We start from the raw sequence: 26788 nt of genomic DNA on the forward strand, positions 1-26788 counted from the left end.
AGGAGCGGGAACCGTATCCCCTGGATGGGCCTCCCCTGAACTTCACGCGGCACAGAAGGCGCAGTCCTGCAGAACCGGAGGCTCAGGCTTGGGATATCGTGGTGATTATGTCCATCCTCCAACCCGTATCCGGCATTTTCGTGCTCCTGTTCTTCGCATGGCTGCTCAGCGAGAACCGAAAAGGGGTCAAGTTCGGCGAGGCGGCCCTAGGCCTCGCCGTCACGGTCGCCTTGGCCTTCATCATGCTCAAGGCTCCCTTCGCCCGCCAGGTCTTCTACCTGCTCAACAGGGGGGTGGGACTCCTGGAAGAGTCGACCAGGGCGGGGACCTCCTTTGTCTTTGGCTATCTCGGTGGTGGCCCCCTGCCCTTCAGCGAGGAATCCCCGGGCTCGAGCTTTGTCTTCGCCCTCCAATCCCTGCCGATTGTGCTTGTCATAAGCGCCCTTTCGTCCCTGCTCTTCTATTGGCGGATCCTCCCGGTCCTCGTCAGGGTCTTCTCCTGGTTCTTCCAGAAGACGCTCCGGGTCGGCGGAGCCGTGGGATTGAGCGCAGCGGCCAACATCTTCCTCGGCATGGTTGAATCGCCGCTCTTCATCAAGCCCTACCTGAAGGAAATGACCCGCAGCGAGCTCTTCATCACCATGAGCTGCGGCATGGCTGGCATCGCAGGAACCGTGATGGTGCTCTACGCATCGGTTCTGCGGAACTCCGTGCCGGATGCCATCGGGCACATACTCATCGTGTCGATCATCAGCATCCCCGCTGCGATCGTGGTCTCGAAAATCATGGTGCCCGAGACGGGTAGGACCACCGAGGGCAAGCTCACGCCGCCCCAACCTGCAACAAGCTCCATTGATGCCATTGCCCTGGGCACCACCGAGGGCGTTGCTCTCCTCATCAACGTCGTAGCCATGCTCATCGTGCTTGTGGCCCTCATCGCCCTTGCCAACGGACTGCTGGGACTGCTCCCCCCCCTGTTCGGCAAGCCCGTGAGCCTCCAGGGCCTTCTCGGCTACATCATGGCACCGGTGGTCTGGCTCATCGGCATCCCCTGGAAGGAAGCCCCGGCGGCCGGGGCACTCATGGGCACCAAAACCATTCTCAACGAAATGATCGCCTATCTGGATATGGCAAAACTCTCCACAGAAGCCCTGAGCCCGCGGAGCAGGTTCATCATGACTTACGCACTTTGCGGATTTGCCAACCTCGGCAGCCTCGGGATCATGGTCGGCGGCCTTGGCAGCATGGCCCCTGAGCGCCGGAACGAGATCATCTCCCTGGGAATCAGATCCATCCTCTCCGGCACCCTCGCCACCCTGATCACGGGTGCCATGGCCGGAATGCTGTATTGACACGGACCTCGCGTAGCAAGCCCGCGGATCCGAGAGCCGAACGAGCAGAGGAATGGCATGCGGCCGAAAAATCCATGCCGTCGTGAAACCGGAAGCCTATTCCGCAACTCCTGCCCCTTGGGCGAATCCGCAAGCCGTGGCACACTATGGGACGGTGATTGCCGGGGGTGAGCATTGTCCGTGACCGATGTGTGCACGATCTTCACTACATGCGGGAGCGAGGAGACGGCCTTGACGATCGCCTCGGCCCTCGTGGATATGGGCTATGCTGCCTGTGTCAACATCCTGCCCAGCATCAAGAGCTACTACTACTACCAGGGCGGAACGCACCTGGACGAAGAGGTCATGCTGATGATCAAGACCACCCGCGACAAGTTCGAGGATGTCTCCAGGACCATCACGGATCTGCACACCTATGAGGTTCCGGAAATCCTCATGGTTCCGGTCGAAGCGGCCTCTGCCCCCTTCCAGGAATGGATCAGACAGGCTATCGTCCGAGACGAGCAGAACCTGGCCTGAGCACTTCATATATCACCTCAAAACCCCTACCCGATCCCCTCGGAAGGAGCCCCCATGGAACAACAACTGACCGGTGAATTCCTTCACGTCGTCGAACAGGCTGCCATCGCCTGCGCCCGGAGCATTGGGCATGGGGACCGCAAGCACAGTGATCAGCTGGCCGTCGAGGCCATGCGCAAGGCCATGGACGAGATCCAGATGGACGGCACCATCGTCATCGGCGAAGGGGAGCGGGACGAGGCCCCCATGCTGTATGTGGGCGAGAAGCTGGGCCGCGGCGCAGGCTGCCCCGCCATTGATATCGCGGTGGACCCCCTGGAGGGCACCAACCTCTGCGCCACAGGTTCAGCCAACGCCATCGCCGTGCTGGCCGCCTCCACCAAGGGTGGCCTCCTGCACGCCCCCGATCTCTACATGGAGAAGCTGGTGGTGGGACCCCAGGCCAAGGGCAAGGTGAGCCTGGATGCCGAAGTGGGCGAAAACCTCCAGGAAATTGCCAAGTCCCTGAACCGCAAGGTGGCGGATCTGACCGTGGTGGTGCTGGAGCGCCCACGACACGAGAAACTGATCGGGGATATCCGCAAGGCGGGTGCCCGCATCCAGCTCATCGGGGACGGTGACCTCAGTGCTGCCATCTCCGCCGCCGTTTCCGGCACCGGCGTCCATGCCGTGATGGGCATCGGCGGCGCTCCCGAGGGCGTCCTCTCCGCCGCCGCCCTCAAGTGCCTCAATGGCGAAATCCAGGGCCGCCTCCTGACGGACAGCAACACCGCCAGCCGCGACAAGGCCGAGAAGATGGGCGTGAACTTCGACCGCATCTACTTCACCGAGGATCTGGCCCCCGGCCATCAGATCATCTTCGCGGCCTGCGGTGTCACCAGCGGCAACCTTCTCAACGGAGTCCGCTCCTTTGGCGACGGTATCCGCACCAGCAGCCTCATCCTGAACTTCAACCCCCGCCGTGTCCGCTTCATCGATACGGTGCACGTCACCAGCGGCGACAAGGTGACGGTGAGGTTCTAACCCTTCTGGGTTTCCCGCCAAGAAAAGAGGCCTCCCCCCTGGGAGGCCTCTTTTCTTGGGTCAGCTGTTTATGTCATAACGATAATCCAAGAGGGCACGGGGTCTTTCCCTCCGTGCCCTCTCTTTTCAGAGGCGACGCTTACTTCTGCTTGTAGGCCTCGTCATGCACCCCAGCCACGGCGCGACCCGAGGGATCCACCATGTTCTGGAAGGACGCATCCCAGGCCAGGGCCGTGGGGGTGCTGCAGGCCACGCTCTTCTCGTGGGGCACACAGTTGACCGCAGTGGCGCTGGGGAAGTGCTGCTCGAAGAGCTGGCGGTAGAGGTAGGCTTCCTTGGTCTCAGGGGTCTTGACCGGGAAGCGGTGGGCAGCGCCGCCCATCATGCCATCCGAGATCTCCTTCTCGGCGTAGGCCTTGAGGGAATCGATCCAGGAGTAGCCCACCCCGTCGGAGAACTGCTCCTTCTGGCGCCAGAGCACCTCGTCGGGGATGTAGCCGTCGAAGGCCTTGCGGAGGGGATACTTCTCGATGGGCCGGGGGTAGTCGGCGTTGCGGGGCAGCTTGGCCTCGGGGTCCATCATCATGGCCACGTCCAGGAACTCGCGGTCCAGGAAGGGCACCCGGGCCTCCACACCCCAGGCGGAGCTGGTCTTGTTGGCTCGCAGGCAGTCGTAGAGATGCAGCTTCTCGAGCTTGCGGACCGTTTCGTCGTGCAGTTCCCGACCGTTGGGGGCCTTGTGGAAGTAGAGGTAGCCGCCGAAGATCTCGTCGGCGCCTTCGCCGGACAGGACCATCTTGATGCCGAAGGAGTGGATCTTCCGCATCAGGAGATACATGGGCGTAGAAGCCCGCACCGTCGTGATGTCGAAGGTCTCCAGGTGGTAGATCACGTCAGAGAGGGCGTCCAGCCCCTCCTGCACCGTGAAGGTGATCTCGTGATGCACCGAGCCGATGTACTCTGCCACCTTGCGGGCCGGGGCGAAGTCCGGAGCCCCCTTGAGGCCCACGGCGAAACTGTGCATCCGGGGCCACCAGGAGGGAGACTGCTCGTCCTCCTCCACCCGCTTCTGGCTGTATTTGGCGGCGATGGCGGCGATGATGCTGCTGTCCACCCCTCCGGAGATCAGGAGGCCGTAGGGCACGTCACACATGAGCTGGCGCTTGACGGCGCTTTCCAGGGCGTCCCGCAACACCGCCGGGTCGTAAGGCGTGGTGGGGTAGAAGCCGGGCTCAGCCCACTTGGGCTCGTAGTAGTTCTGGAAGCCTTTGTCTGCCTCGTGGCCCAGGAAGTAGTGGCCCGCCGGGAACTCCTGGATGCGCTCGCAGTGGCCCACCAGGGCCTTCATCTCCGAGGAGACGTACATGTTCTCCTGGCGATCCCAGCCCACATACAAGGGGATCACGCCGACGGGATCCCGGGCGATGAGGAAGGTATCCCGTTTGGGATCGTAGAGGACAAAGGCGAAGATGCCGTTCATCCGGTTCAGGAAGTCCTTCGGCGCAAACTCGTCATAGAGATAGAGAATGGGCTCGCAGTCAGAGTTGGTCTGGAAATCATGGGTCTCATGAAGCTGCTTCCGCAGTTCCTTGTGGTTATAAATCTCGCCGTTCACCGCCAGAACATTGCCATTCATGGTGTCCACCAGGGGCTGGGCGCCATGCTCCACGTCCACGATGGAAAGGCGCTCATGCACCAGGATGGCCCGGTCACAGGCCCAGATGCCGCTCCAGTCGGGACCGCGGTGACGGATCTTCCGGCCCATGGCCAGGGCCACCTTCCGGAGCTCATTGGGATTGGACCGTGCGGGATCGATATTGAGAATGGTCAGAATGCCGCACATGGTTCCTCCGAAAGCGTCCTGGATCAACTCCAGGAATAAACTCCCAGGATACCTTTCAATGGCGGGAATGTCCCGAGAAAGCTACGGACAATGAGGCATCAAACCCGATTACGGGCTCCCCAAGCAGGCCTATCCACCTATAACAATAATAAAATCCAATTATCGGCTTTACTCAGCCGAAAAAGACATGAGCTGGGATGCGCACGGATGAAAGGGATGAAAAGCCGATGACAGAAGGCTCGGCGCTCTGGCCAGGTTAAGGAAGGGCAAGGGGGCGTAAGCACGCCTATGTGCCACAGCCCCCTTGCCCTTCCTTAACGCGTGCGGCTTTGCCGCGCGTCCCCGCATAGCGGGGCGGGCCAGATCGCCCTTGCGAGCCATTGATTACAAATTATTAATTTTTACCAATCAACCTTTGCAAGCAACTGCATTCCCCAATAAATGCGTCAAACATCACATTAAAGTCAGAACAATTGTCTAAAAATATCATTCCGAAAAGCACTTCCACCGCCAAGATTCCAAGGGCACCAAGTTTCACCAAGAAGTAGCCGTTCAGCTCGAGAGCCACGGATCGTGCTTTCCCCGAGGAGAAAAGCATGTTGGCCGCGGATAAATTGGATGCACGCGGATAAAGGAAGACCAGGTTATCGCCGTTGCGAAGCTTGATCTCCCCGTTCCAGGAGAAGCAAAGGCAGTTTCAGCCTCAGATGCACTGGATGCACACAGATCAGAGAAGTCCACCTGGGCACCTGGGACTGGTTCAACAAGGGAGAGGGAGGCGGAGGCACGTATGCGTGCCATAGCCTCCCTCTCCCTTGTTGAACGCGGGCGGCTTCGCCGTCCGCCCCCGCGTCGCGGGGCAGGCCCAGGTGCCCCGCCCGTAGACCACTTCTTTATCGGCGTTTATCCAATTTATCCGCGGCCGGTTCTGCTTTTCCCACCGTTCCTATTCCATGGCGGGGGTCGCCGCTTACAAATCCGTAAACGCCAACATCAAAGAGCCCTTCCATGAAGCACGGCCCTTTCCGCAGCCCACCCCGGAGGGAGGCGTTTCACGGTTTTGAGCGCTGCTTCACGGAAGGGGTATGGGCGTGCCGCCAGGGGAACTACTCGGCGGCAACCTTCTCTTTCTTGACGTATTTGGCGAGGAGTACGGAGACATCCGTGGGGGTCAGGGGTCCGAAGACCTGGTTGTCCACCATCACCACCGGCGCCAGGCCGCAGGTGCCCAGGCAGCGGGTGCTGTCCAGCGAGAAGAGGCCATCCCTGGTCGTCTCCCCGAAGTGGATGCCCAGCTCGTCCATGAGCCGCTGAGCAACTTTTTCAGCACCCTTCACATAGCAGGCGGTGCCGAGGCACACGTTGATCATGTGCTTTCCACGGGGCTGGAGCCGGAAGTAGTGGTAGAAAGTGGCCACCCCGGTCACCTTCGCGAGCGGAATCTGGGCCAGCTGGGCCACGGCATGCATGGTGTCCTGCCCGAGGAATCCGAAATGGGCCTGGACCATATGAAGGACGGCGATGAGCTGCCCCTCGGAGTGCTCCATATCTTGATTCTGCTCGATGAAGGCGATGATGTGCGCCGGGAGCACATCAAGGCAGGCGGCCCGGATGGCCTCCCAATTGTCGGTCGTCGAAGTCTGGTGATTCACCGAATCCCCCTGGGGCTGCGGGCCTGATAAGTGGTGTGCAGAAGTTGATGGGCCTTCTCGCCATTGGGTTCGCCAAGGAACTCCGCATAGAGATGGGCGATGGCGGGGTTTTCATGGGAGCGGCGCAGCTGCTTCTGGGCATCGATGCCGTAGAGCGCCTTGGCGCGGGCCCTGGAAATTTCAGGATCCATGGGATCCTGATACACCGGGGGATAGGGCTGGCCACCCCCCATGATGCAGCCGCCGGGGCAGGCCATGATCTCCACCAGGTGGTAGTTCTTCTCCCCGGACTTGATGGATTCCAGGAGCTTTTTGGCGTTGTTCAGGCCGTTGGACACCGCAATGTTGATCTCCATGCCGTTGATCTTGATGGTGGCTTCCTTGATGCCGGTCACGCCACGAACCTCGGCGAATTCCAGGGGCCCCAGTTCCTCGCCCGTCAACTTGACAGCGGCGGTGCGCAGGGCGGCCTCCATCACACCACCCGTCGCACCGAAGATATCGGCAGCGCCCGAGGAGATGCCCATGGGACGGTCGAACTCACCTTCCGGAAGGACATTGAAGTCGATGCCGTAGGACTTGATCATCCAGCCCAGTTCGCGGGTGGTAAGGACCGCATCGGTGTACGGGTCGCCGTTGGCCATGGTGTGCTCGGGCCGTCCGGCCTCGAACTTCTTGGCCACGCAGGGCATGATGGCCACCACACAGATGTCCTTGGGATCCAGCCCCTTCTTCTCCGCGTAGTAGGACTTGATGAGGGCGCTGGTCATCTGCATGGGGGATTTGCAGGTGGAGGTGAAGCGGATCATCTCCGGGTAGAACTTCTCCAGGAAGCTCACCCAGCCGGGGCTGCAGGAAGTGAGCAGAGGCAGGTTCTCGCCCTTGGAGACCCGACTCAGGAACTCCGTGGCCTCCTCCATGATGGTGAGATCCGCGCCGAAGTTGGTGTCGAAGACTTCATCGAAACCCAGACGCCGGAGGGCCGTCACCAGCTTGCCGGTCACGGGGGTCCCCACGGGAAGGCCGAACATCTCGCCCAGGGTTGCCCGGATGGCGGGAGCCACCTGGACCACGACGTGCTTCTTCTCCGCAGCAAGAGCTTTCCAAACCCGCTCGGTGTGGTCCTGCTCCAGGAAGGCAGCGGTGGGACAGACGGCCACACACTGGCCGCACTGGATGCAGACGGACTCGTCCATGTTGCAGAGGTTGGCGGGACCCACGACCGTGTTGAATCCCCGGCCGTGCTGACTGAGGTTGCCGACGCCCTGCACTTCGGCGCAGACCCGGACGCAGCGCCCGCATAGAATGCACTTCGAGGGGTTGCGGATCACAGACTTGCTGCTTTCGTCCGTGGGGAACTCCTTCTTCTTGCCCTCGAAGAGGCGTTCCCGCACACCCAGCTGGTAGGCCAGGCGCTGGAGCTCGCAGTTGCCGTCACGATCACAGGTCTGGCAATCCTGTGGGTGGTTGTCCAGCAGCAGTTCCACGATGTCGCGGCGGGCCTGCCGGATCTCGGGGCTGTTGGTCTGGACCGCCATCCCCTCCCAGACCTCCTGGCTACAGGCGGTCATGAAGTGGTTGAAGCCCTTCACCTGCACCACACAGACGCGGCAGGCGCCCTCCAGGCTCAGGTTGGGGTGGTAGCAGAGGCGCGGAAGATGGATGCCGAGGCGTTCGGCAGCCTTCATGACGGTGGTCCCGGCAGGCACCTGCAACGGGGTCCCATCAATGGTCAGGTTGATTGTTTGTTTGGTCATCATGCTGTTTCCCAGGTGATCGGCGTGGAGGGCGACTTACTTGCGCTCGACCGCGTTGAAGCGGCAGAAATCGAAGCACTGTCCGCATTTGACGCAGCGGCTCTGGTCGATGGAGTGGGCTTCCTTCCGCTGCCCGGCGATGCAGTTGACGGGGCAGTTCCGGACGCAGGCCGTACAGCCGATGCAGGCTTCCGCATTGATCTCGAAATGGATCATGGCCACACACTTCTTGGCCCGACAGGTCTTGCCTTCAATGTGCTCAATGTATTCCTCCCGGAAGTGCTTGAGGGAGCTGAGAATGGGGTTGGGTGCCGCCCGGCCCAACCCGCAGAGGGCCGTCTGCTGGCAGAGCCTGGCGAGCCGTTCCAGCTTGTCCAGGTCCTCCAGAACCGCCGAACCACCGGTGATCCGCTCCAGGATCTCGAGCATGCGGGTCGTGCCCTCGCGACAGGGGGTGCACTTGCCGCAGCTCTCTTCCTGGGTGAAGGAGAGATAGAACTTGGAGATGTCCACGATGCAGTCATCTTCGGAGAGCACAATCATGCCCCCGGAACCCATGATGGAGCCCACCTTGGACAGGGGGCCGAAGTCCACCGCCAGGGTGTCCATGGAGGCGGGGATGAAGCCCCCTGCGGGCCCGCCGGTCTGGATAGCCTTGAGGGGCCTGTCATCCTGCACACCGCCGCCGATGCCGAACACCACATCCCGCAGGGGCGTGCCCAGGGGCACCTCCACGAGACCGGTGTGCTTCACCTTGCCTGCCAGGGCGAAGACCTTGGTGCCCCCGCTCTCCTCGGTACCCACGCTGGCGAACCACTCCCCGCCGTGGTTGATGATGGCTGTGATGTTGGCAAAGGTCTCTACGTTGTTGATGCAGGTCGGCTTGCCCCAGAGGCCACGGGTCGTGGGAAAGGGGGGACGGACCTTGGGTTGGCCCCGCTCGCCCTCAATGGAACGGATCAGGGCCGTCTCTTCCCCGCAGACGAAAGCGCCAGCGCCCAAGCGGATCTCCATCTCGAAATCCCAGCCCGAGCCCATGATGTCCTTGCCCAGGAGGCCAGCGGCCTTGCAGAGATCGATGGCGTTCTGGATCCGCTTGATGGCCAGCGGATACTCGGCCCGGATGTACCAGAAGCCCTTGCCGGCACCGATGGCGTAGGCCCCGATGATCATGCCCTCCAGCACGCTGAAGGGATCGGACTCGAGCATGCCCCGGTCCATGAAGGCGCCGGGATCACCTTCGTCCCCGTTGCAGATGATGTAGCGGGTCTTCTCCTCGTTCTGCGAGGCGAACTTCCACTTCTGGCCCGTCATGAATCCACCACCGCCGCGGCCCCGCAGCCGGGCCTTCAGGACCTCGTTGATGACCCACTCGGGATCACTCTTGGAGAGGACCGTGGCCAGGGCCTTGAACCCGTCGAGGGAGATGTATTCCTCGAGGCTCTCAGGATCAAGGACCCCGCTATGGCGCATGGCGACCCGGTTCTGGGCGGTGAAGAAGCTCACATCGCCATACATGTCGGAGAAATGCTTCGAGATCGAGGTCTTGCCAGACTTCTCCGGCCCATCCTTGCGATCCAGCGAACCATCAAGGGCATGCTCGGGGAGGGGAATCCCCTTCTGGATGTGCTTCGTGAAGATCTCGTGTACCAGTTCCCGGTTCACGCGTTCGTATTTGACGGGCGCCTGACCGGGAATGAAGATCCCCACGATAGGCTCCTTGCTGCACCTTCCGGTACAGCCCGTCTTGTGGATCACGATGCCATCCGAACCTGAAGACTGGATGTGCTTGGTGAACTCATCCAGGACATCCAGCGAACCCGCAGCGTGTTCACAGGTCGCAGATCCGACCTGAATGGTGACCTTGCCCGCTTTGCCACCCCCGGCCAAAGCTGAATGGGCTCGATCCCTCAGCGATTCAAAGAAGTCTGTTACAGGGCTAGGCATGCCAACTCCGTGGTTAATAAATCAATTTCCAATCAGACACACTGCGGACAACGCCCAAGTCGTGTCACACCGTGGCAAATCCTTTAGTCACTTCTCCAAAGCAAAGCTCACGCCATTTATTGTGAAACGCATAAAGACTGCATTTGATAGTCTTGTAAATCATCCACCACCCATCACAGGATTTCCCTTCTTGATTTACTGTCTCCACATGCCCCATAAATGGAACAGTTTGGAACACACGGATGACACCATGGCACAATCGCTTCGCAGACAGCACCGTTTGGCCCAGGTCTGGGAGCACTTCATCCGAACGGGGGAGGTGTTCCCCAAGGAAGCGCTCCGAGCGGAAATCGCCGATTCCTGGCACCGTTGCAAGGAGTGGGGGATAGACCCATTCGCCGAAAAGCCGGAACAGCAGGTGACCGGAGCCAAGCTCACGGCCCTTCTGCAGGAGAAGGCTGAACTGATCCGCATCGCGACGCCATTCATGCAGAAGGTGCACAGTTTTGTGGCAGGTTCGGGTTCCGTCGTCCTCCTCTTCAGTGGGCGCGGAATCCTGATGAAGGCGGTCGGAGACGCCGAAACCCTCAGGGCAGCACCTCACATCAACTTCCAGCCTGGAGCCCGCTGGACGGAAAAGGACGAGGGGTCCAACGGAGTCGGCACGGCCCTGCTGCTGGGACGCCCGATCCAGGTCGCCGGCCGCGAGCACTATTGCCGGAAATACCACGCCTGGACCTGCTCCGGTGCCCCGATCCGGAACGAGTCCGGCCAGATCACAGGCGTCCTGGAACTCATGGGGCCCATCGACACCTCCCACATCCACACCCTCGGCATGGTGGTGGCCGCGGTGCAGGCGATCGAGAACGAGTGCAGGATCTATCAGCGGAACTGTGAACTGACCATGCTCAATGCTCACATCACCAGCATCCTCCGGGCGGCCAGCAATGGAATCATCGTCCTGGACTCCAAGGGCATCATCCAGCAGATCAACCCTGCCGGGGAGCGCCTGCTTTCCATGTCCAACCACCAGGCCACGGGACTGGACCTCTGCCAGCACATGAAGCGGATGGACCCGCTGCGCATGCTGCTCCACTCCGGAGTGGAACTGCAGGACCAGGAGCTGGAACTGACCCTGTGGGAGCGCCCCATCGTCTGCGTCGCCAGCGGCCGCCCCATCTTCGATGAGCAGGGCCAGCAGCAGGGAGCGGTGCTCTCGGTCCATCCCATCCAGAGCATGCGCCGCCTCATCAATCGTTACAGCGGCTCGGAGGCAACCTTCCGATTCGAGAACATCCTGGGGCGCGGTCCAGCCCTCCAGAAGGCCCTGGAGCTGGCCAGACACGCCGCTTCGGACGACAGCCACGTGCTGCTCTCCGGGGAAAGCGGCACGGGCAAGGAGATGTTCGCCCAGGCCATCCACAACTTCTCGGACCGGGCGACGGGCCCCTTCATCGCCATCAACTGCGGTGCCATCCCCCGGGAACTGCTGGCCAGCGAGCTCTTCGGCTACCAGGAGGGCGCCTTCACCGGCGCAAACAAGGGGGGACGCCCGGGCAAGTTCGAACTCGCCGCCGGCGGTACGCTCTTCCTGGATGAGATCGGCGATATGCCGCTTGACCAGCAGGTAGCCCTCCTCAGGGTCCTGCAGGACCGGACTGTCACCCGCCTCGGCGGGGAACGCCCCTTCACGGTGGATGTGCGCATCATCTGCGCCTCCCACAAGGAGTTGCGAGCCGAAGTCCAGAAGGGCACCTTCCGCGAAGACCTTTTCTACCGCCTCAACGTCAGGCCGATCCACCTTCCGGCCCTGCGGGAGCACATCGAGGACATCCCCCTCCTGCTCGAAGCCTTTCTGGCCAACCAGGGCCAGAAACCCCACCCACCCGTGGATCCGGATATCATCCCCCCCCTCCAGGCCTACCCATGGCCCGGCAACATCCGGGAATTCCAGAACACCGTGGAACGCATCCTCCAGGCCTCCCGGGAAGGCCCCATCAGGATCGAGCATCTGCCGGAGGAGATCCTCCGGCCTTCCCCGCGACAGATGGCGCCCAAGCCAGGCAGCGCCCCGGCCTCCCCGCCCCCCCTGGCTAAGCGAAGCGAGCTCAGGGAGTCCCTCGATCGGGAAGCCCGCGTGGAGATCATGAAGGCCCTGGAGGAGCACGAGAACAACGTCTCACGGGCCGCCAAGGCGCTGGGCCTGGCCCGCAACACCCTCTACCGGAAGATGGCGCGGCTTGGGATATAAAAGATTCAGCACAGAGAGCACAGAGGCGAGAATAAGACCCAGTCAGCCAGAGTCCATCTTTGCTTTTCTCTGTGCCCTCTCTTTTGAACCTCTGTGCCCTCTGTCATGAAAGGGGGGACCGCCTGCTCGCTGCGCTCGCGATGTCCCCCCTTTGACCCCCACGTGGTGGCCGGGCAAAGCCCGACCATCACGTCTGTGTTTACTCTTTTGATCTTTTTGGCTCAGCCAGTGATCCTCCGATCACCGCACCAACTCGCCCACTTTCACGAAGCGCACCTGATCCTTGGACTTGGGCACCAGTTTTTCCAGGGCCTCCACGGTCTCGGGGTAGATGTGACCGATGATGACCACATGCCCCTCCTTCTTGGCGATGGCGATGGCGCGATCCCACTGCTTTTCCATCTCCCCGAAGCGCTTGTCATCATCCAGGAAGACCTTGCGCTGGATCGCGGGGACGCGAAGGCTCTGGGCCACAGCCAGGGCCACGGTGTCCTTTTCGGTGCGGCTATCCACAAAGAAGCAGCCGGAGCGATGGATCTCCTGGAGCACCCAGCCCATGCGGGTGCGGTCCGGGGTGATGCGGCTCCCCATATGGTTGTTCACACCCCTGTGGTGGGGCACCTCCGCCAGGGCCTTCCGGACCGTCGCCCGCACCTCGGACTCGGACTGGTTGTAGAACACGGCCCCGGGGCCGGGATTCTTGCTGGGCCCGGGATACCCGATGGGCTCCATGGGGAGATGCAGCATCACCTCCTTGCCCTTGGTATGGGCAATCTCGGCGCTCTGGCGGGAAAACTCCTGGAAGGGAAGTACCGCTACAGCAAAGGGAACGGACTGGGCGCAGAGCCGGGTCACCAGTTCGGGCCGGGCATAGCCCAGATCATCGATGATCAGGGCAAAGGAGGGCAGCTTCGAAGGCGTTTCAGGCTCCGGCACTGGCTCCTTGTGTCCCTTGGGCTCCGCAGGCTTGGTGGGCTCAGGTTCCGGCGATTCAGGAACAGGCTCCGTGGGCTTTTCCGGCCGTTTCGGAGGGCGGACCGGCCGCTGGGGCTCGGGGCGCAACAGACCTTCCCCGCTGCGATCCCGCTTCCTATCGCATCCATAGCTGCTGAACAGGAGCCCGAGCCCCAGGCCCACCAGCAACATGGTGCAGGCCAGAACCAGGAGTTTTCCAGTGGAAGTGCCGCCGCCGCGTCGCTTGGGCGCCATGAACTAGACCGTCACCGCAGAGACCACCCCGAACCAGAAGACTGGAAGCCCCAGGCGGGCCTGGGCTCCGGGCTTTTTCTCATCGGTCGGCGGAGCCAGCAGGATCTCCAGCACCTTGGGCAGGGGATCCTCTTCGGGTTTCAGCCCCTTCAGCGCGTGCTGTGGGGCCACGCCGGGAGCCTGCTCGCTCTTCTCGCCGCCGAAGCCCAGCTTCTCACCACCCACCCCGACCCAGCGGCGGTTGACGATTTCAGCGGCTCCGGTGCGCAGGGTGAAGCGGGAGCGCTCCACCCCAAGGGCGGCGGTGCGATCCCCGAAGGTGGGGACGCCCTGCTTCTTGAAGGCGGAAACCAGGGCCTCCGGGGCCCCCAAGGTACCGACCCCCTGGAGGACGGCCAGCTTGGGAAAGGGCTCCAGAGAGACAGCCACGGTCCGGACAAGGCGATCCCCCTTCCCCACCTCCTGGATGGTGGCAAAGGGACCATCTCCCAGGAAGAATCCGGCGATGAGGGCGGCTTCCTGGAGATCCCCGGTAGCGCACTGGCGCAGATCCAGCACCAGGGGCAGCTTGTGATCCAGGCCCGACAACAGGGCCTTGAGTTCGTCCGCCCGCCCCAGGGTCAGGTCGGGAAGGCTCAACACCGTAGCCTGGGTCTCCTTGCGGATGGCGATGGGGGCGTGAACGGGAAGCTCCCGGTTCAAAGTCAGAGTCTTGAGGTCCCCGGAGGAGGCCTGGTGAAGCACCACGATCGCGCTGGATCCGATGGCGCCCCGGAGACGGCGTTCCAGAGTCCAGGAGCTCATGGGGCCAATGGATTCGCCATCCAGTTTCCGGAGGACATCCCCCACCTGGATCCCTGCCCGGGCCGCCGGACTGCCGGGCACCACCGCCACGATCTGGGCGTAGATCTGGCGTTTGACCACCTTGATGCCGAACTCCGCGGGCCCTGGGTCTGGAAGCCGCAGATCGTCGGGTGAAAGATAGGCATTCAATGGATGGGCCCGCTCGAGCACGGCCTGGACACCGCCCTGGATGACCTTCTCCAGATCCGGCACATCGACGTAGTTGTCCCGCACCAGCGAGAGCACATCCTGGATATCCGCCAGCCCCGCCAGGGGATCCTTGGAGCCCTGGGCGGATTCGGCCCGCAGCGCCGGGGCCGCCTTCTGGAAGACCACCGGGTAGGTGAAGCCCGCTACCAGAGGCAGCGTGATGAGCGAGAACCAGGTCCGTTGGTGCATCTCCCAAGTGTAGCCGTTCAGACCGCCGCAGACTCAAGAAGGCATGAAAAAGCACATTCAATGGGACAGGAAAGGACGCCCCGGTCATCAGCTGGCTTCAGCCATGACCGAGGGGCCAGGGGGACTTTAGGCAGGCACCTAAAAGCAATATCAGCTGGGATGCAAAATGATGAACAGGATAAAGCAATCAGCGGGCAACAATGGTTCACATAGGCGATCTGGCCCGCCCCGCTATGCGGGGGGGCGCGGCAAAGCCGCACGCGTTCAGGAAGGGCCAGGGGGCTATGGCACGTAGGCGTGCCTGCGCCCCCTTGCCCTTCCTGAACCTGGCCAGAGCGCCGAGCCTCCTGTCAGCAATTTTTCTCCCTTTTATCCTGGACATCCCAGCTCAAATCTTTTCCGGCTGAACAAAGTCGATAACCGGGTCTGCTTTTATCCTGCCCATCCTGCATATCCTGTTGGGAATCTTTTGAACTGGCAGGAGTCTATTCTCCCGCCCGGAGACTGCGGCCACCCTTGTCTTCAGACCGTGATCCGCTCGGGGTGCGTATAGATCGTGATCTCCCTGCCCCGCACAAACCCGCAGAGGGTTATGTTCAAGCGCTCGGCGGCCTCCACAGCCAGGTTCGTGGGGGCGCTCACCGCAGCCACCATGGGGAAACCGGCCCGGGCGGCCTTGATGATCATCTCCAGGCTGGCGCGGCCCGAGAGGAAGGCCCCGTGACTAGCCAGGGGCCTTCGGGCCAGGAGCCGCTCTCCGATGACCTTGTCCAGGGCGTTGTGGCGCCCCACGTCCTCCCGCACCACCACCACCTGCCCCAGGGCATCGAAGAGGGCCACGGCGTGGCTGGCTCCGGTGGCATGGAAGAGGGCCTGGGCCTCCCGGATGTGATGGGGCAATTCGTGGAGCCGCTCCGCCGGGAAGGGAAAGGCCTCCGTCACAGGCTGGAGGCCTTCGATCAGGGAGTCCAGGTCCACCCGGCCGCAGAGTCCGCAGGAGGAATTGACGGAAGTGGCCCGCTTGACGATCGGCGCCCCGGTGTCCAGGGTGCTCACATCCATGCCACCCTTCTCCCCCTTGCACTTGCGCATCAGGGTGACCTCATCCATGCCCTGGATGATGCCCTCGGTGAAGAGGAAGCCCGCGGTGAGCTCCTCGTCATGGCCGGGGGTGCGCATGATCGAGTATTCCTGGGCCCAGTTGACCGAAATGATGAGGGGCGCCTCCTGGATCAGCGAGCGATGCCCGAGCTCCACCTCGGTGGAGCCGAGGCGGAGAATGCTCACCGGAATGGCGTGCTTGACTGAGTTGTCCATGAAGGCGTCCTGAAACCGGGGTGAACCCGGAGCGAGATGATCCAGTCTATATCCATACAAAGCAGGCCCCGGAAACCGGGGCCCGCTTGTGTGTCATTTCAACGGAACTCAGGGCTTGGAGATCCGCGCCGAGCAGGCCTTGTATTCACCTGTGCGGGTCGTGGTGTCGAAGGCGTCGTTCGTGAGGAGGTTGGTGTTGGACTCCTCGTGGTGGAAGGCCATCCAGATCATGCCGGGACGGACCTTGCGGGCCACGTGGGCCTTGACCACCAGCGAACCGCGCCGGGTTTCCACCTTCACCATGTCGCCGTTCTTGATCCCAATGGCGGCGGCATCATCGCGGTGCACCTCGACGAAGTTCTCGGGCTGTTTGTGCTCGATGGCCGCCGTCTTGCGGGTCATGTTGGCGATGTTGTAGTTGAAGAGGGTGCGCCCCGTGGACAGGATCATGGGGTATTCCGCATCCGGCACCTCGACAGGCGGGGTGTGGGGGATGGCCTGGAAGAGCCCGAGCCCCCGGGTGAAGCGGCCTGCATGCAGGAAGGGGGTGCCCGGGTGCTCCTTGGTGGGGCAAGGCCACTGGATGCCCACCTTGTCGATGCGCTCGTAGTTGATGCCCGCGAAGTTCGGGGAGAGGGCGGCCATCTCGTCGTAGATCTCGCCGGGATCGTTGTAGGACATGGGGTAGCCCATGGCCGTGGCGACCTGGCTGATGATCTGCCAGTCTGGGCGCGCCTGGCCGGGAGCATCGACGGCCTTGCGGACCCGCTGGATGCGGCGCTCGGTGTTGGCGAAGGTGCCGTCCTTCTCCGCGAAGCAGGTGGCGGGCAGGATGACATCCGCCAGCTTGGCGGTTTCGGTCATGAAGATCTCCTGGGAAACCAGGAAGTCGATCTTGGCCATGTCCTCCGCCAGCTTGGTGGAGTTGGGCTCGCTGCGGATGGGGTCCTCGCCGAAGCAGTAGAAGGCCTTCAATTTGCCTTCGCCCGCGTGCTCCATGAAGTCGGTAACGCGCCCGCCCACATTGGTGGGAAGGGTGACGCCCCAGGCCGCTTCGAACTTGGCCCGCACCGCGGGATCGGTCACCTTCTGGTAGCCAGAGAGGGCCATGTGCATGGCGCCCATGTCGCAGGCTCCCTGCACATTGTTCTGCCCACGGAGGGGGTTGATGCCCGAGGAGCGCTTGCCGATCTGACCCGTGAGCATGGCCAGATTGGCCAGGTTGCGAACGTTGTTGGTGCCGCAGGAGTGCTCGGTGATGCCGAGGGTGTAGAAGATGGACGAGGGGGTGCCCTTGGCGTACATCTCTGCCGCTTCACGGATGAGGTGGGCGGGAACGCCGCACTCCTCCGCCGCCTTCTCGATGGTGTAGCCCTTGAGGTTCTCCAGGAAGGCAGGGTAGTTCTCGCAGCGCTCCTCGACGAACTTGGGATCATGCAGGTTCTTCTCGATGATGTAACCCATCATCGCGTTGATCAGCATGTTGTCCGTGCCGGGCTTGTGCTTGATGTGGATATCGGCACGCTTGGCCATCCAGGTGTCGCGGGGATCGCAGACCACCAGCTTGGCGCCCTTGCGGAGAGCCTTCTTCATGGCCAGCCCCACGATGGGGTGCGCCTCGGTGGGGTTGGCACCGATGAGGAAGAGAGTCTGGACGTCCTCGATCTCGACGATGGCATTGGTCATGGCCCCGGAGCCCAGGGACTCGCCCAGACCGGCCACGGAGGGGCCGTGGCAGGTGGTGGCGCACTGGTCGATGTTGTTAGTGCGACCGGCGGTGCGGGCCAGCTTCTGCATCAGGTAGTTCTCTTCGTTGGTGCAGCGCGAAGAGCTAAGGAAGGCGATGGCATCGGGGCCATGCTGGTCCCGGATCTCGGTCATGCGCTTGCCCACCAGGGCCAGGGCCTCATCCCAGGTGGCCTCGCGGAATTCGCCGTTCTCCTTGATGAGGGGCGTGGTGAGCCGCTCGGGGGAGTGGACGAAGTCGAAGGCATACTTGCCCTTGACGCAGAGGCTGCCGTTGTTGGGAATGCAGCCGACTTCGCTGGTGACCCGGACGATGCGGTTGGTCTTGGGATTGACGTTGAAGTCCATCTGGCAGCCCACGCCACAGTAGGTGCAGGTGGTGCGCACCTTCTTGAGGTCCTTGGAACGGCCCAGGCCTTTGGCCTGCTTGTCGTAAAGGGCGGAGGTGGGGCAGACGTTGACACAGCCGCCGCAGAGTTCACAGGAGCTCTCGTTGAGAGAGATCCCGATGCCGGTGCTCACCTCGATGCTGCCACCGCGATTGGCCATGGTGATGGCCTCGGCCATCTGGACTTCCTGGCAGTAGCGGACGCACTTCTGGCAGCGCACGCACTTGGAGGGGTCGTATTCCAGGGCGAAGCTCTCGGTGGTGTAGTTGGGTTCCCCGGCGGCGGGGGCCACATTGGGGAAGCGGGCCTTGTCCGCCTGGTACTCGTAGCTGTAATCCTGCAGGAGGCAATCGCCATCCTTGTCGCAGGTCAGGCAGTCCACGCAATGCTCGCTCAGGAGCAGTTCCAGGGTGTTCTTCCGGGAGGCGCGGACGCCCTCGGTCTGGGTGCGGACCTTCATCCCCTGGGCCACCGTGCGGGTGCAGGAGGTCTGGAAGCCCCGCTCACCCTCGATCTCCACCAGACAGAGGCGGCAGGCGCCCGTGGGGGTCAACCGGGGGTCATGACAGATGTGGGGGATGTGGATACCCGCCGCCAGGGCAGCGTCGAGAAGGGAGGAACCGACGGTGGCGGCCACTTCGCGGCCATCAATGTTCACCAGAACGGTATTCCCCTTTTCAGTGTTTTCTTTCATCAGAGGCTCCGATTAAACCTTGGAGATGGCCGCGTAGGGGCACTTCTCGTTGCAGACACCACACTTGACACACGCCTGCTGATCGATGGCATGGGCCTTGCGCTTTTCCCCGGAGATGGCCGCGGTGGGACAGTTCTTGGCGCAGATGCCGCAACCGATGCACTTGTCGGCATCGATCACGAACTGGTAGAGCCCCTGGCAGACCTTGGCGGGACACTTGTGATCCCGGATGTGGGCCTCGAACTCGCCCCGGAAGTGGCGGATGGTGGAGAGCACGGGGTTGGGGGCCGTCTGGCCCAGGCCGCACTGGGACCCGGCGATGATCTCCTTGCCCAGCTTCTCCATCTCATCCAGGTCGCTTTCCTTGCCGTGACCGGCACAGATGCGCTCCAGGATGTCCTTGAGGTGGCGGGTGCCGACCCGGCAGGGGGGACACTTGCCACAGGACTCCTCCTGGACGAACTCCATGAAGAAGCGGGCCATGTCCACCATGCAGGTGTTGTCATCCATGACGATGAGGCCGCCGGAACCCACGATGGCGCCCACGGACTTCACGGAATCGTAGTCGATGGCCAGGTCCAGGAACTCGGCCGGGACGCAGCCGCCGGAGGGGCCACCCATCTGGGCCGCCTTGAAGGGCCGGTCATCCAGAACGCCACCGCCCACATTGTAGACGATCTCCCGCAGGGTCATGCCCATGGGGACTTCCACCAGGCCCGTGTTCCGGACCTTGCCCGCCAGGGCGAAGATCTTGGTGCCCTTGCCGCCGGTGGTGCCCACAGAGGCGAAGCGCTCCTTGCCCTCGGCGATGATCCTGGGCACGTTGCCCAGGGTCTCGACGTTGTTGATGATAGTGGGCTTCTTGTTGTAGCCGCTCTGGGCCGGGAAGGGAGGCCGGGGTCGCGGGGTGCCGCGCTGGCCTTCCAGGGAGGCGATGAGGGCGGTCTCTTCGCCACAGACGAAGGCACCGGCGCCCATGCGGCATTCGATGTCGAAGTCGAAGCCGGAGCCGAAGATGTTCTTGCCCAGAAGCCCGTGGGCCCGGGCCGCCTTGAGGGCGATGTTCAGGTGCTCCACAGCGATGGGGTACTCGGCCCGGACGTATACGAAGCCCTTGCTGGCGCCGATGGCGTAGGCGGCGATGATCATGCCTTCGACGATCTGGTGGGGCACGCCCTCCAGCAGGGCCCGGTCCATGAAGGCGCCGGGATCACCCTCGTCGGAATTGCAGATCAGGTATTTCTCGGTGCCCGGCGCATTGCGGCAGAACTGCCACTTCATGCCGGCGGGGAAACCGCCGCCGCCACGCCCCTTGAGGCCGGCTTCGAGAACTTCAGCGATGACCTGCTCGGGAGTCATGGTGGTCAAAGCCTTGGCGGCCGCCTGATAGCTGCCCAGGGCGATGGCCTGATCCAGGCGCTTGGGGTCCAGGCTGCCGCAGTGCTTCATGACCTCGCGGCTCTGACTCTTGAAGAAGGGGATCTCGGAACGGGTGGGACAGGGCTGGCCGTCCACCATCTCGCAGAGCCGATCCACGGGCTTGCCGCCCACCAGGGTGGTCTGGATGATCTCGTCCACATCCTCCGCCTTCACAGGGCCGTAAAGGAAGTCATAGGGCTCGATGAGCACCAGGGGAGCCCGGGAACACTGTCCGTGACACCCGGTTTCCACCACGGCGATCTCCCGCTCCAGCCCGGCGGCGGCCAGCTTGTCGTGGAAGGCCTTGCTGAGGGCCTCGGAGCCCAGGGCCCTGCAGCCGGTGCTGCAGACCATGACCCGAGCCCGGAAACGATTGGTTTCTTCCTGGAACTTCTCCTGGCAGGCCGTCAGTTCCTTCACATTGGTAATCTGCTGTTCGGACATGGCCGTCTCCTCAGGAATAGTTCTTCACGATGGCCCGGGCCTTGGCAGGCGTGAGCTGGCCAAAGTATTCGTCGTCCACCATGACCACGGGGGCCAGGAAGCAGGTTCCAAGGCAGGCCACGTTCTCAAAGGTGAAACGGCCGTCGGCGGTGGTGCCCCCGACCTCCACATCGACTTCATGCAGGAGAGCCTCGGCCACATCCTTGGCGCCCCGCACATGGCAGGCCGTGCCGGTGCAGCAGCGGATGGTGTGGCGTCCCCGGGGAGTGGTGGAGAACTGGGTGTAGAAGGTGATGACACCATACATGCGGCTGAGGGGAATCCCCGTGCGCTCGCTCACCTCCGCAAGCACGTCAGCGGGCAGGTATCCGTAGGCATCCTGGAGACGCTGCAGCAGGGGGATCAAATCCCCGGAGTCCACGGGAGACAGTTCCGCGAGGATCTCCTCCGCCTTGGCCAAGTCGGCGGCGAGACAGCCGCAACCCTCTCCTCGATGAACATGCGGCTCCCCCGCATGTCCCTTGCTCACCTCAGTCATAGTGCCCTCCTTACTGTGTAGGGATGTATGGATGCGTTTTCGTCCAGAGTCTTAGAAACAACGGGCAGTCGCCGCAACGTGCCCAGAGGGGTTCCAGGGTGTTAGAGCATCAGAGCATTGGTCGACATGAAGCCTCATTGTAGTGGGAAGCATATGGTCATACCAGACTCCCAAATAGTGATGTTTTTATCGATTACCAACCCCCACACCGCCGGACCAGGCCGATCACCGGGAGGTGGATGGCTCAAACCCTTTCCAGGAAATACGGGAGGGGGCCTGATCCATCGGAAGACTATAGATCAGAATCATGACATTCAATCGTCACAAAAGCAGCCCCTACAGAGAAACAGGGATGTCGACTTGGTACACATGCAATCTATTACCGTCAATACATATATCTAAGCATAGTTATTACATCATTAAAATACATTGTAATACTGATTATTTTCACGATATGACCAGATACCGCCTTGAATATAGAGAAATAGCTATCGATAAATAAATACATATATTTAAGACTTGATTCAATATAATCCACTATGTTCAAAATAGGTTTGGTCATTCGATCAAGCAGGATCTTCATTCAACAGGTCAAAGCATCTATTACATATTTTTTCACACAAAATATATCATTTTCAACAATGACCCCAAACCCACAGACCAGGAGGCAAGCAATGAAAAACAGATGGTTGATCGCGCTGGCTGCAGTCGGAATTCACGTCTCGCTTGGCTCTGTCTATGCGTGGAGCGTGTTCAAGAACCCTTTTATCAATGAATTCGGCTGGACCCAATTCCAGGCGGGAATGCCTTTCGGTTTAGCGATATTTCTCCTGGGCACCTCGGCGGCCGTGATGGGTCACTTTGTGGAAAAGCATGGTCCCCGCAAGGCTGGCATCCTCGCTGCGGTCTTCTGGGCCGCTGGACTCTTCGCGGCGAGCGCCGTGACCTCCAGTCTGGTGGTGAACAACGGCGTCCGCCTGTGGCTGCTCTATCTCTCCTGCTGCATTGCAGGCATCGGTCTCGGCACCGGCTATGTCGCACCCGTCTCCACCTTGATGAAGTGGTTCCCGGATCGCCGGGGCCTGGCAACCGGTCTGGCGATCATGGGTTTCGGCTTCGGCGCCTTCTTTGGTGCCCCCGTCATGGCCAAGCTGATCCAGAGCGTTGGTATCTCCGCCACCTTTCTGATCCTGGGGATCGTCTACCTGGTCGTGATGCTGGCCTCGGCCAGCTATCTGGCCCCCCCGGCCGCTGGCTGGAAGCCCGCGGGCATGGATGAAGCCCTGGCCTCCGGCAGGCAGAAGCCCACCATGGATCTGTGGCCCATGACCGCCAACGAAGCCGTCAAAACCTGGCCCTTCTTCGGACTGTGGCTCATGATGTTCATCAACATCACCTGCGGCATCTCGGTCCTCTCCGTGGCATCCCCCATGACCCAGGAAGTGACCGGCATGGGTGTGCTGGCGGCGAGCGCCGTGGTCGGCATGATCGGCCTCTTCAACGGCCTTGGCCGCCTAGCCTGGGCCTCCTTCTCCGACACCTTCGGGCGCCCTAACACCTATATCGCCTTCTTTGTCATCCAGGTGCTGGCCTTCTGGTTCCTGCCCAGCCTCAGAGCCGTCCTCATGTTCCAGGTGGTGCTCTACCTGATCATGACCTGCTACGGCGGGGGCTTCGCCACCCTGCCCGCCTATATCGGCGATCTCTTCGGCACCAAGCAGGTGAGCGCCATCCACGGCTACGTGCTGACCGCCTGGGCCCTGGCGGGACTGGTGGGCTCTGGCTTGGCCTCCTACCTCCACCAGGCGACCGGCAGCTACGCCGCCATGACCAAGGTCTACTCGGTGATCTTCCTGCTGGCCACCGCCGTTTCCGTCGCCATGAAGCTGTTCGTCAACCGCGAACTGGCCAGGAAGGGGCTGGCCATTCCCAGCACCCTGCTCAGCGCCGAGCAGTAGCCTGTCCTGCATCGAAGCCATCCCCCGGATCTGAATATGCCGGGGGGTGATCTCCATGAAGGGCCACGGATTCCGCTTTGCCCGGGGAGAAAAGCATGTTGGCCCGGGATGGACAAGATTCACGGGGATAAAAGAGGACCTGATTATCGGTTTGCTTCAGCCAAACCCAAAGGGCTGGTAAGACTTTTGGCAGGCACCGAAAAGCAATGAATTAGCTGGGATGCCCGGTCGAACAGGATAAAGCAATCAGCGGACAACGATGGCTCACAAAGGCGATCTGGCCCGCCCCGCTATGCGGGGGCGCGCGGCAAAGCCGCACGCGTTCAGGAAGGGCAAGGGGGCTGTGGCACGTATGTGTGCCTACGCCCCCTTGCCCTTCCTGAACCTGGCCAGAGCGCCGAGCCTCCTGTCAGCGGCTTTTCATCCCTTTCATCCTGGGTATCCCAGCTCATGTCTTTTTCGGCTGAGCAAAGCCGATAATCGGGAAAGAGGATGCTGCGGTTAACCAGAACACTCAGCCTTGGTTCCGGGAAGGACAGGCGGCCTGAGTGTCCGCCCATTGGTGGGCTTTCATGATCCCCGCGCCTCCCCGTCCATCTCCGGCTGATTCTGATTTTCCCGCCGATCCTACTCCATGACAGGGGCCTGGGCGCCTGCAAGCCCAGAAGCCAGGTCCTCCAGGCAGCGCTGGATGGAAACATTGCGCTCCGGTCTGGAAAGGGCCTCCCGGCCTTCGGCGGATCCCATGAGTCTGGCCATGGCCTCCCGAAGCCGTGGAACGAAGTCCGGCCCCTCCTCGACCACTTCCGCCCGCCCCTCGGAGGCCATGGCCAGGGCGTTCATCCGCTGGTGATCCCCGGCGCTGGTAGGAAGGGGGATCAGGATCGCCGGGCGTCCGCAGGCGATCAGCTCGGAGCAGGTGCTGGCCCCTGCCCTGGAGACCAGAAGACTGGTTCCCTCCAGGACCCCGTCCATGCCCTCCAGAAAGGGCACCAGGGTGTGACGGGCATGGAGGGGGCTTCCCTTCAGGCTTTCGAGCTGGGCCGGTCCGGTCTGGTGGAGGATCTCCCACCCCGGGTGCTCCTCCAGAAGCCCCTGCCCCACTTCAACCAACGCCCGGTTGATGGCCCGGGCGCCGCCGCTCCCCCCGAGGACCAGGAGGCGATAGGGAGGCGCAAGCTCTTTCAACGGCTTGAACTCCCGGAGGAAGCCAGCCCGCACCGGAGTGCCGACCACCAGGCACTTGGCCCCTGGCAGGCACCCTTGCACCGCCTCCATGCCGCACCAGACCCGACGGGCGCCCTTGGCCAGGAAGCGCACCAGGGCTCCGGGAGCCGCGTTGGACTCATGGATGAAGTAGGGAATACCGAGAGAGCGGGCCGCCAGGAGGGCCGGGGCGCTGGCATAGCCCCCGGTGCCCACCACCGCCCAGGGACGCTCACGCTTCCATGTCCGCACCAGGAAGCGATGGGCCTGCCAAAGCTTCAGGGCGGATTTCAGGACCCGCACAGGAGAACGCCCAAGGAAGCCTTCCACCTCCAGCAGGAGATGGGGCCAGGAGGACTGCGGCAGCTGCCTGGCCTCAATACCCCGGCAGGCGCCCACAAAGGCGATGGGCCGCTCGGGCCAGCGGACCCGGGCCCCTTCGGCCAGGGCCACAGCCGGGAAGTAGTGCCCCCCGGTGCCTCCACCGGTGAATACCAAGGCATCCTGAAAGGTAAGCTCGCTCATGGTTTCAGACTACAACAGGCCCCCGCAGAAAAGCTGGATGGGTCCTACGTGTCCTTCTTGGGAGCTTCGATGCCAAGACGCTTGGCGGAGTGGTCCCGGCCCAGGTAGAAGTTGAGCCAGGAGGAGGTCCAACGGGCGTCATAGTTCACGGGCGGAATAGGATAGGCTCCGAGCTGTTCCTCGGCCCCATGGCTCTTGAGGCGATTGTAGGCCCGGACATGGATGCACTGCATCTCCCCATGGCTGCCCTTGGGGTAGACCTCGCAGTAGCCGTTCAGACCACCACCGCAAGGCCCGTTCCGCTGAGCCTTGGGACACTGACTCATGGGGCAGAGGTAAGCCAGATCGAAGAGGGCGCAGTCGCCGCAGCTCTCACACTCGTTGCTCACCACCTTGATGAGGTGCTCCACCTTGGTATAGGAGTGCTCCAGGGCCTTGCCGTCCACCGCCGCGGCAATGGTCTGCATGGGCTTGAAGAGCATGCCGCCGGGCTCGAAGGCCGCATGGTGCAGGCCCAGCATGGCCTTGTAGGAGAGTGGGGAGGAAGGACGCTCTGAGCGGTCCACAGGGGTTTCGGTGTTGAGTCCGGTCTTGGCGTCCTTCTCGAAGTAGTAGAAGCCCTCGGCCTGGGGGAAGTTGAACTCGTGCACCAGATCCCGCCAGTTGGGAACCAGCTCCTCGCCCCGGCCCACGACGAACTCGAAGTCATCGTAGGAAACGCCGTGGCCTCCGATGTGCACCCCGTCGAAGCCCATGCCCTTCATGAAAGCGTACATCTTGGCGGCCCGTTCCAGGCGCAGGCCCTTGCCCTTGTCCGCCGCCTTGGATTCGGCATCCAGGGCCGCGACCAGCTCGTTCGTGGCCACGCAGCCCGGCAGGCCATTGCGGTTCATGAGCTTGGCGGCCCCCAGGGGCAGAATGAAGATGTTGCCCAGGACGGGGATGTGGCCATAGCCCATGTGCTTCACCATCTGGAGCAGCTCGTGGAACTTGCGGGCATCGTAGCCCAGCTGGGACACGATGAACTGGGCCCCGGCGTCCAGCTTCTTCTTGAGCTTGTAGTACTGGGTCACCAGCTCGGCTTCCGTAGCCTTGAAGGGACTGGCGGCAGCGCCCGCAAAGAAGTGAGAGGGGGCCAGACGGGCGGTGCCCTTCATGGTGGGCACTTCCAGACCCTGGTTCATATCGGTGATCAGGGTGAGCAGGTGGGTGGGATCGTAGTCGAAGACCGGTTTGGCCCGGCCCAGATGGCCCGAATAGGTGTAATCGCCGGTCATCACCAGCAGGTTGTGGATGGAGGCCCGCTCCATGCCATGGAGGAGTCCTTCCATCTGGTTGCGGTTCTTGTCCTTGCAGGTGAAGTGCACCAGGGGCTCGATGCCCAGCTTGTTGATCTCCACACCCAGCATCTCGGCGGCAAGCGCAGGATGTCCGCCAGGGTTGTCCGTGATGGTCAGTGCGTGGATCCTGCCGCCCTTGGCAGCCTTCTCCGCCGAGGCGAAGACCACATCCTGAGCCTTCTCGCGGGCCCCGCGCCCTGGCACCAGCTCCCAGGTCACGCTGAAAACATCCTTGGCCTGCAACGACTGCTGAAATGTCCCGAGATGCTCCACCGGAAGCCCTCCTTCAAATGCTAGGAACCGCGACTGAATTGGCAAGTGGTCCACCATGGCGCATCGCTGCCATGGGCCCGTCAGGGAGCCCAGGGCGGACATGCTCTTCAGGTGGGATCTCTGAGGGAAGGGGCAAGGTTCGGG

At 62.3% G+C, this 26788-nt stretch carries 17 protein-coding genes; 5 read left to right on the forward strand and 12 right to left on the reverse strand.

The features are described from left to right. The first annotated feature begins 107 nt into the window (after positions 1 to 107). From HOLFODRAFT_RS0203020 to glpX, 3 genes are all read left to right on the forward strand, one after another. Complete coding sequence (locus HOLFODRAFT_RS0203020; protein WP_005032658.1) at positions 108 to 1352, forward strand: NupC/NupG family nucleoside CNT transporter; 1245 nt, start codon at positions 108 to 110, stop codon at positions 1350 to 1352. Between the two features lie 189 nt (positions 1353 to 1541). Further along, complete coding sequence (gene cutA, locus HOLFODRAFT_RS0203025; RefSeq protein ID WP_043486012.1) at positions 1542 to 1871, forward strand: divalent-cation tolerance protein CutA; 330 nt, start codon at positions 1542 to 1544, stop codon at positions 1869 to 1871. Between the two features lie 54 nt (positions 1872 to 1925). Continuing rightward, positions 1926 to 2894 (forward strand): class II fructose-bisphosphatase, encoded by a 969-nt coding sequence (glpX, locus tag HOLFODRAFT_RS0203030; RefSeq protein WP_005032661.1) that lies wholly within the window; start codon positions 1926 to 1928, stop codon positions 2892 to 2894. A 139-nt stretch (positions 2895 to 3033) separates the two neighbouring features. Here glpX and asnB read toward each other — a convergent pair whose 3' ends face one another. The 4 genes from asnB to HOLFODRAFT_RS0203050 form a co-directional block, all read right to left on the reverse strand. Then, positions 3034 to 4737, reverse strand: a complete 1704-nt coding sequence (asnB, locus tag HOLFODRAFT_RS0203035; RefSeq protein ID WP_005032662.1) for an asparagine synthase B — start codon at positions 4735 to 4737, stop codon at positions 3034 to 3036. 1106 nt (positions 4738 to 5843) lie between these two features. Beyond that, positions 5844 to 6389, reverse strand: coding sequence for an NADH-quinone oxidoreductase subunit NuoE (nuoE, locus tag HOLFODRAFT_RS0203040; protein WP_005032664.1), 546 nt, complete (start codon positions 6387 to 6389; stop codon positions 5844 to 5846). Continuing rightward, a complete protein-coding gene (locus HOLFODRAFT_RS0203045) occupies positions 6386 to 8149 on the reverse strand; it encodes an NADH-dependent [FeFe] hydrogenase, group A6 (protein ID WP_005032667.1) in 1764 nt (587 codons plus the stop codon). Before HOLFODRAFT_RS0203045 ends, nuoE (HOLFODRAFT_RS0203040) begins: the two co-directional genes overlap by 4 nt. Positions 8150 to 8182: 33 nt before the next feature. Continuing rightward, a complete protein-coding gene (locus tag HOLFODRAFT_RS0203050; protein WP_005032669.1) occupies positions 8183 to 10093 on the reverse strand; it encodes an NADH-quinone oxidoreductase subunit NuoF in 1911 nt (636 codons plus the stop codon). A 250-nt stretch (positions 10094 to 10343) separates the two neighbouring features. Here HOLFODRAFT_RS0203050 and HOLFODRAFT_RS0203055 point away from each other — a divergent pair, with 250 nt between their 5' ends. Continuing rightward, a complete protein-coding gene (locus tag HOLFODRAFT_RS0203055; RefSeq protein WP_043486016.1) occupies positions 10344 to 12344 on the forward strand; it encodes a sigma-54-dependent Fis family transcriptional regulator in 2001 nt (666 codons plus the stop codon). 240 nt (positions 12345 to 12584) lie between these two features. On the opposite strand, the gene HOLFODRAFT_RS19040 is transcribed toward HOLFODRAFT_RS0203055, so the two are convergent. The 6 genes from HOLFODRAFT_RS19040 to nuoE (HOLFODRAFT_RS0203095) all read right to left on the reverse strand — a co-directional run bounded on the left by HOLFODRAFT_RS19040 (position 12585) and on the right by nuoE (HOLFODRAFT_RS0203095) (position 21342). Next, the gene (locus tag HOLFODRAFT_RS19040; protein WP_005032673.1) at positions 12585 to 13553 is read right to left on the reverse strand and encodes a divergent polysaccharide deacetylase family protein; all 969 of its coding nucleotides are present in this window, start codon (positions 13551 to 13553) and stop codon (positions 12585 to 12587) included. A 3-nt stretch (positions 13554 to 13556) separates the two neighbouring features. Beyond that, a complete protein-coding gene (locus HOLFODRAFT_RS0203070) occupies positions 13557 to 14795 on the reverse strand; it encodes a S41 family peptidase (RefSeq protein WP_005032675.1) in 1239 nt (412 codons plus the stop codon). Positions 14796 to 15317: 522 nt separating this feature from the next. Next, on the reverse strand, positions 15318 to 16112 hold the full coding sequence (gene fdhD / locus HOLFODRAFT_RS19045) for a formate dehydrogenase accessory sulfurtransferase FdhD (protein ID WP_005032677.1): 795 nt from the start codon (positions 16110 to 16112) through the stop codon (positions 15318 to 15320). A 108-nt stretch (positions 16113 to 16220) separates the two neighbouring features. Next, the gene (gene fdhF / locus HOLFODRAFT_RS0203085; RefSeq protein ID WP_005032679.1) at positions 16221 to 18941 is read right to left on the reverse strand and encodes a formate dehydrogenase subunit alpha; all 2721 of its coding nucleotides are present in this window, start codon (positions 18939 to 18941) and stop codon (positions 16221 to 16223) included. A 12-nt stretch (positions 18942 to 18953) separates the two neighbouring features. Then, the gene (locus HOLFODRAFT_RS0203090) at positions 18954 to 20804 is read right to left on the reverse strand and encodes an NADH-quinone oxidoreductase subunit NuoF (RefSeq protein ID WP_005032682.1); all 1851 of its coding nucleotides are present in this window, start codon (positions 20802 to 20804) and stop codon (positions 18954 to 18956) included. A 10-nt stretch (positions 20805 to 20814) separates the two neighbouring features. Further along, positions 20815 to 21342: an NADH-quinone oxidoreductase subunit NuoE gene (gene nuoE, locus HOLFODRAFT_RS0203095; RefSeq protein ID WP_005032683.1), complete on the reverse strand. Its 528-nt coding sequence runs from the start codon at positions 21340 to 21342 to the stop codon at positions 20815 to 20817. 674 nt (positions 21343 to 22016) lie between these two features. Between nuoE (HOLFODRAFT_RS0203095) and HOLFODRAFT_RS19050 the strand changes: the two genes are divergently transcribed. After that, a complete protein-coding gene (locus HOLFODRAFT_RS19050; RefSeq protein WP_005032686.1) occupies positions 22017 to 23300 on the forward strand; it encodes an L-lactate MFS transporter in 1284 nt (427 codons plus the stop codon). 627 nt (positions 23301 to 23927) lie between these two features. Here the strand turns inward: HOLFODRAFT_RS19050 and HOLFODRAFT_RS0203105 are convergent. Together HOLFODRAFT_RS0203105 and HOLFODRAFT_RS0203110 are read right to left on the reverse strand one after the other, a co-directional pair. Then, entirely contained in the window at positions 23928 to 25031 is a 1104-nt protein-coding gene (locus tag HOLFODRAFT_RS0203105) for a UDP-N-acetylglucosamine--N-acetylmuramyl-(pentapeptide) pyrophosphoryl-undecaprenol N-acetylglucosamine transferase (RefSeq protein ID WP_005032689.1), read from the reverse strand. 44 nt (positions 25032 to 25075) lie between these two features. Next, positions 25076 to 26701, reverse strand: coding sequence for a methylenetetrahydrofolate reductase C-terminal domain-containing protein (locus HOLFODRAFT_RS0203110; protein ID WP_084053735.1), 1626 nt, complete (start codon positions 26699 to 26701; stop codon positions 25076 to 25078). Between the last annotated feature and the right edge of the window lie 87 nt (positions 26702 to 26788).

The organism is Holophaga foetida DSM 6591, from assembly GCF_000242615.2.
In the GTDB taxonomy this organism is placed as follows: Bacteria; Acidobacteriota; Holophagae; order Holophagales; family Holophagaceae; genus Holophaga; species Holophaga foetida.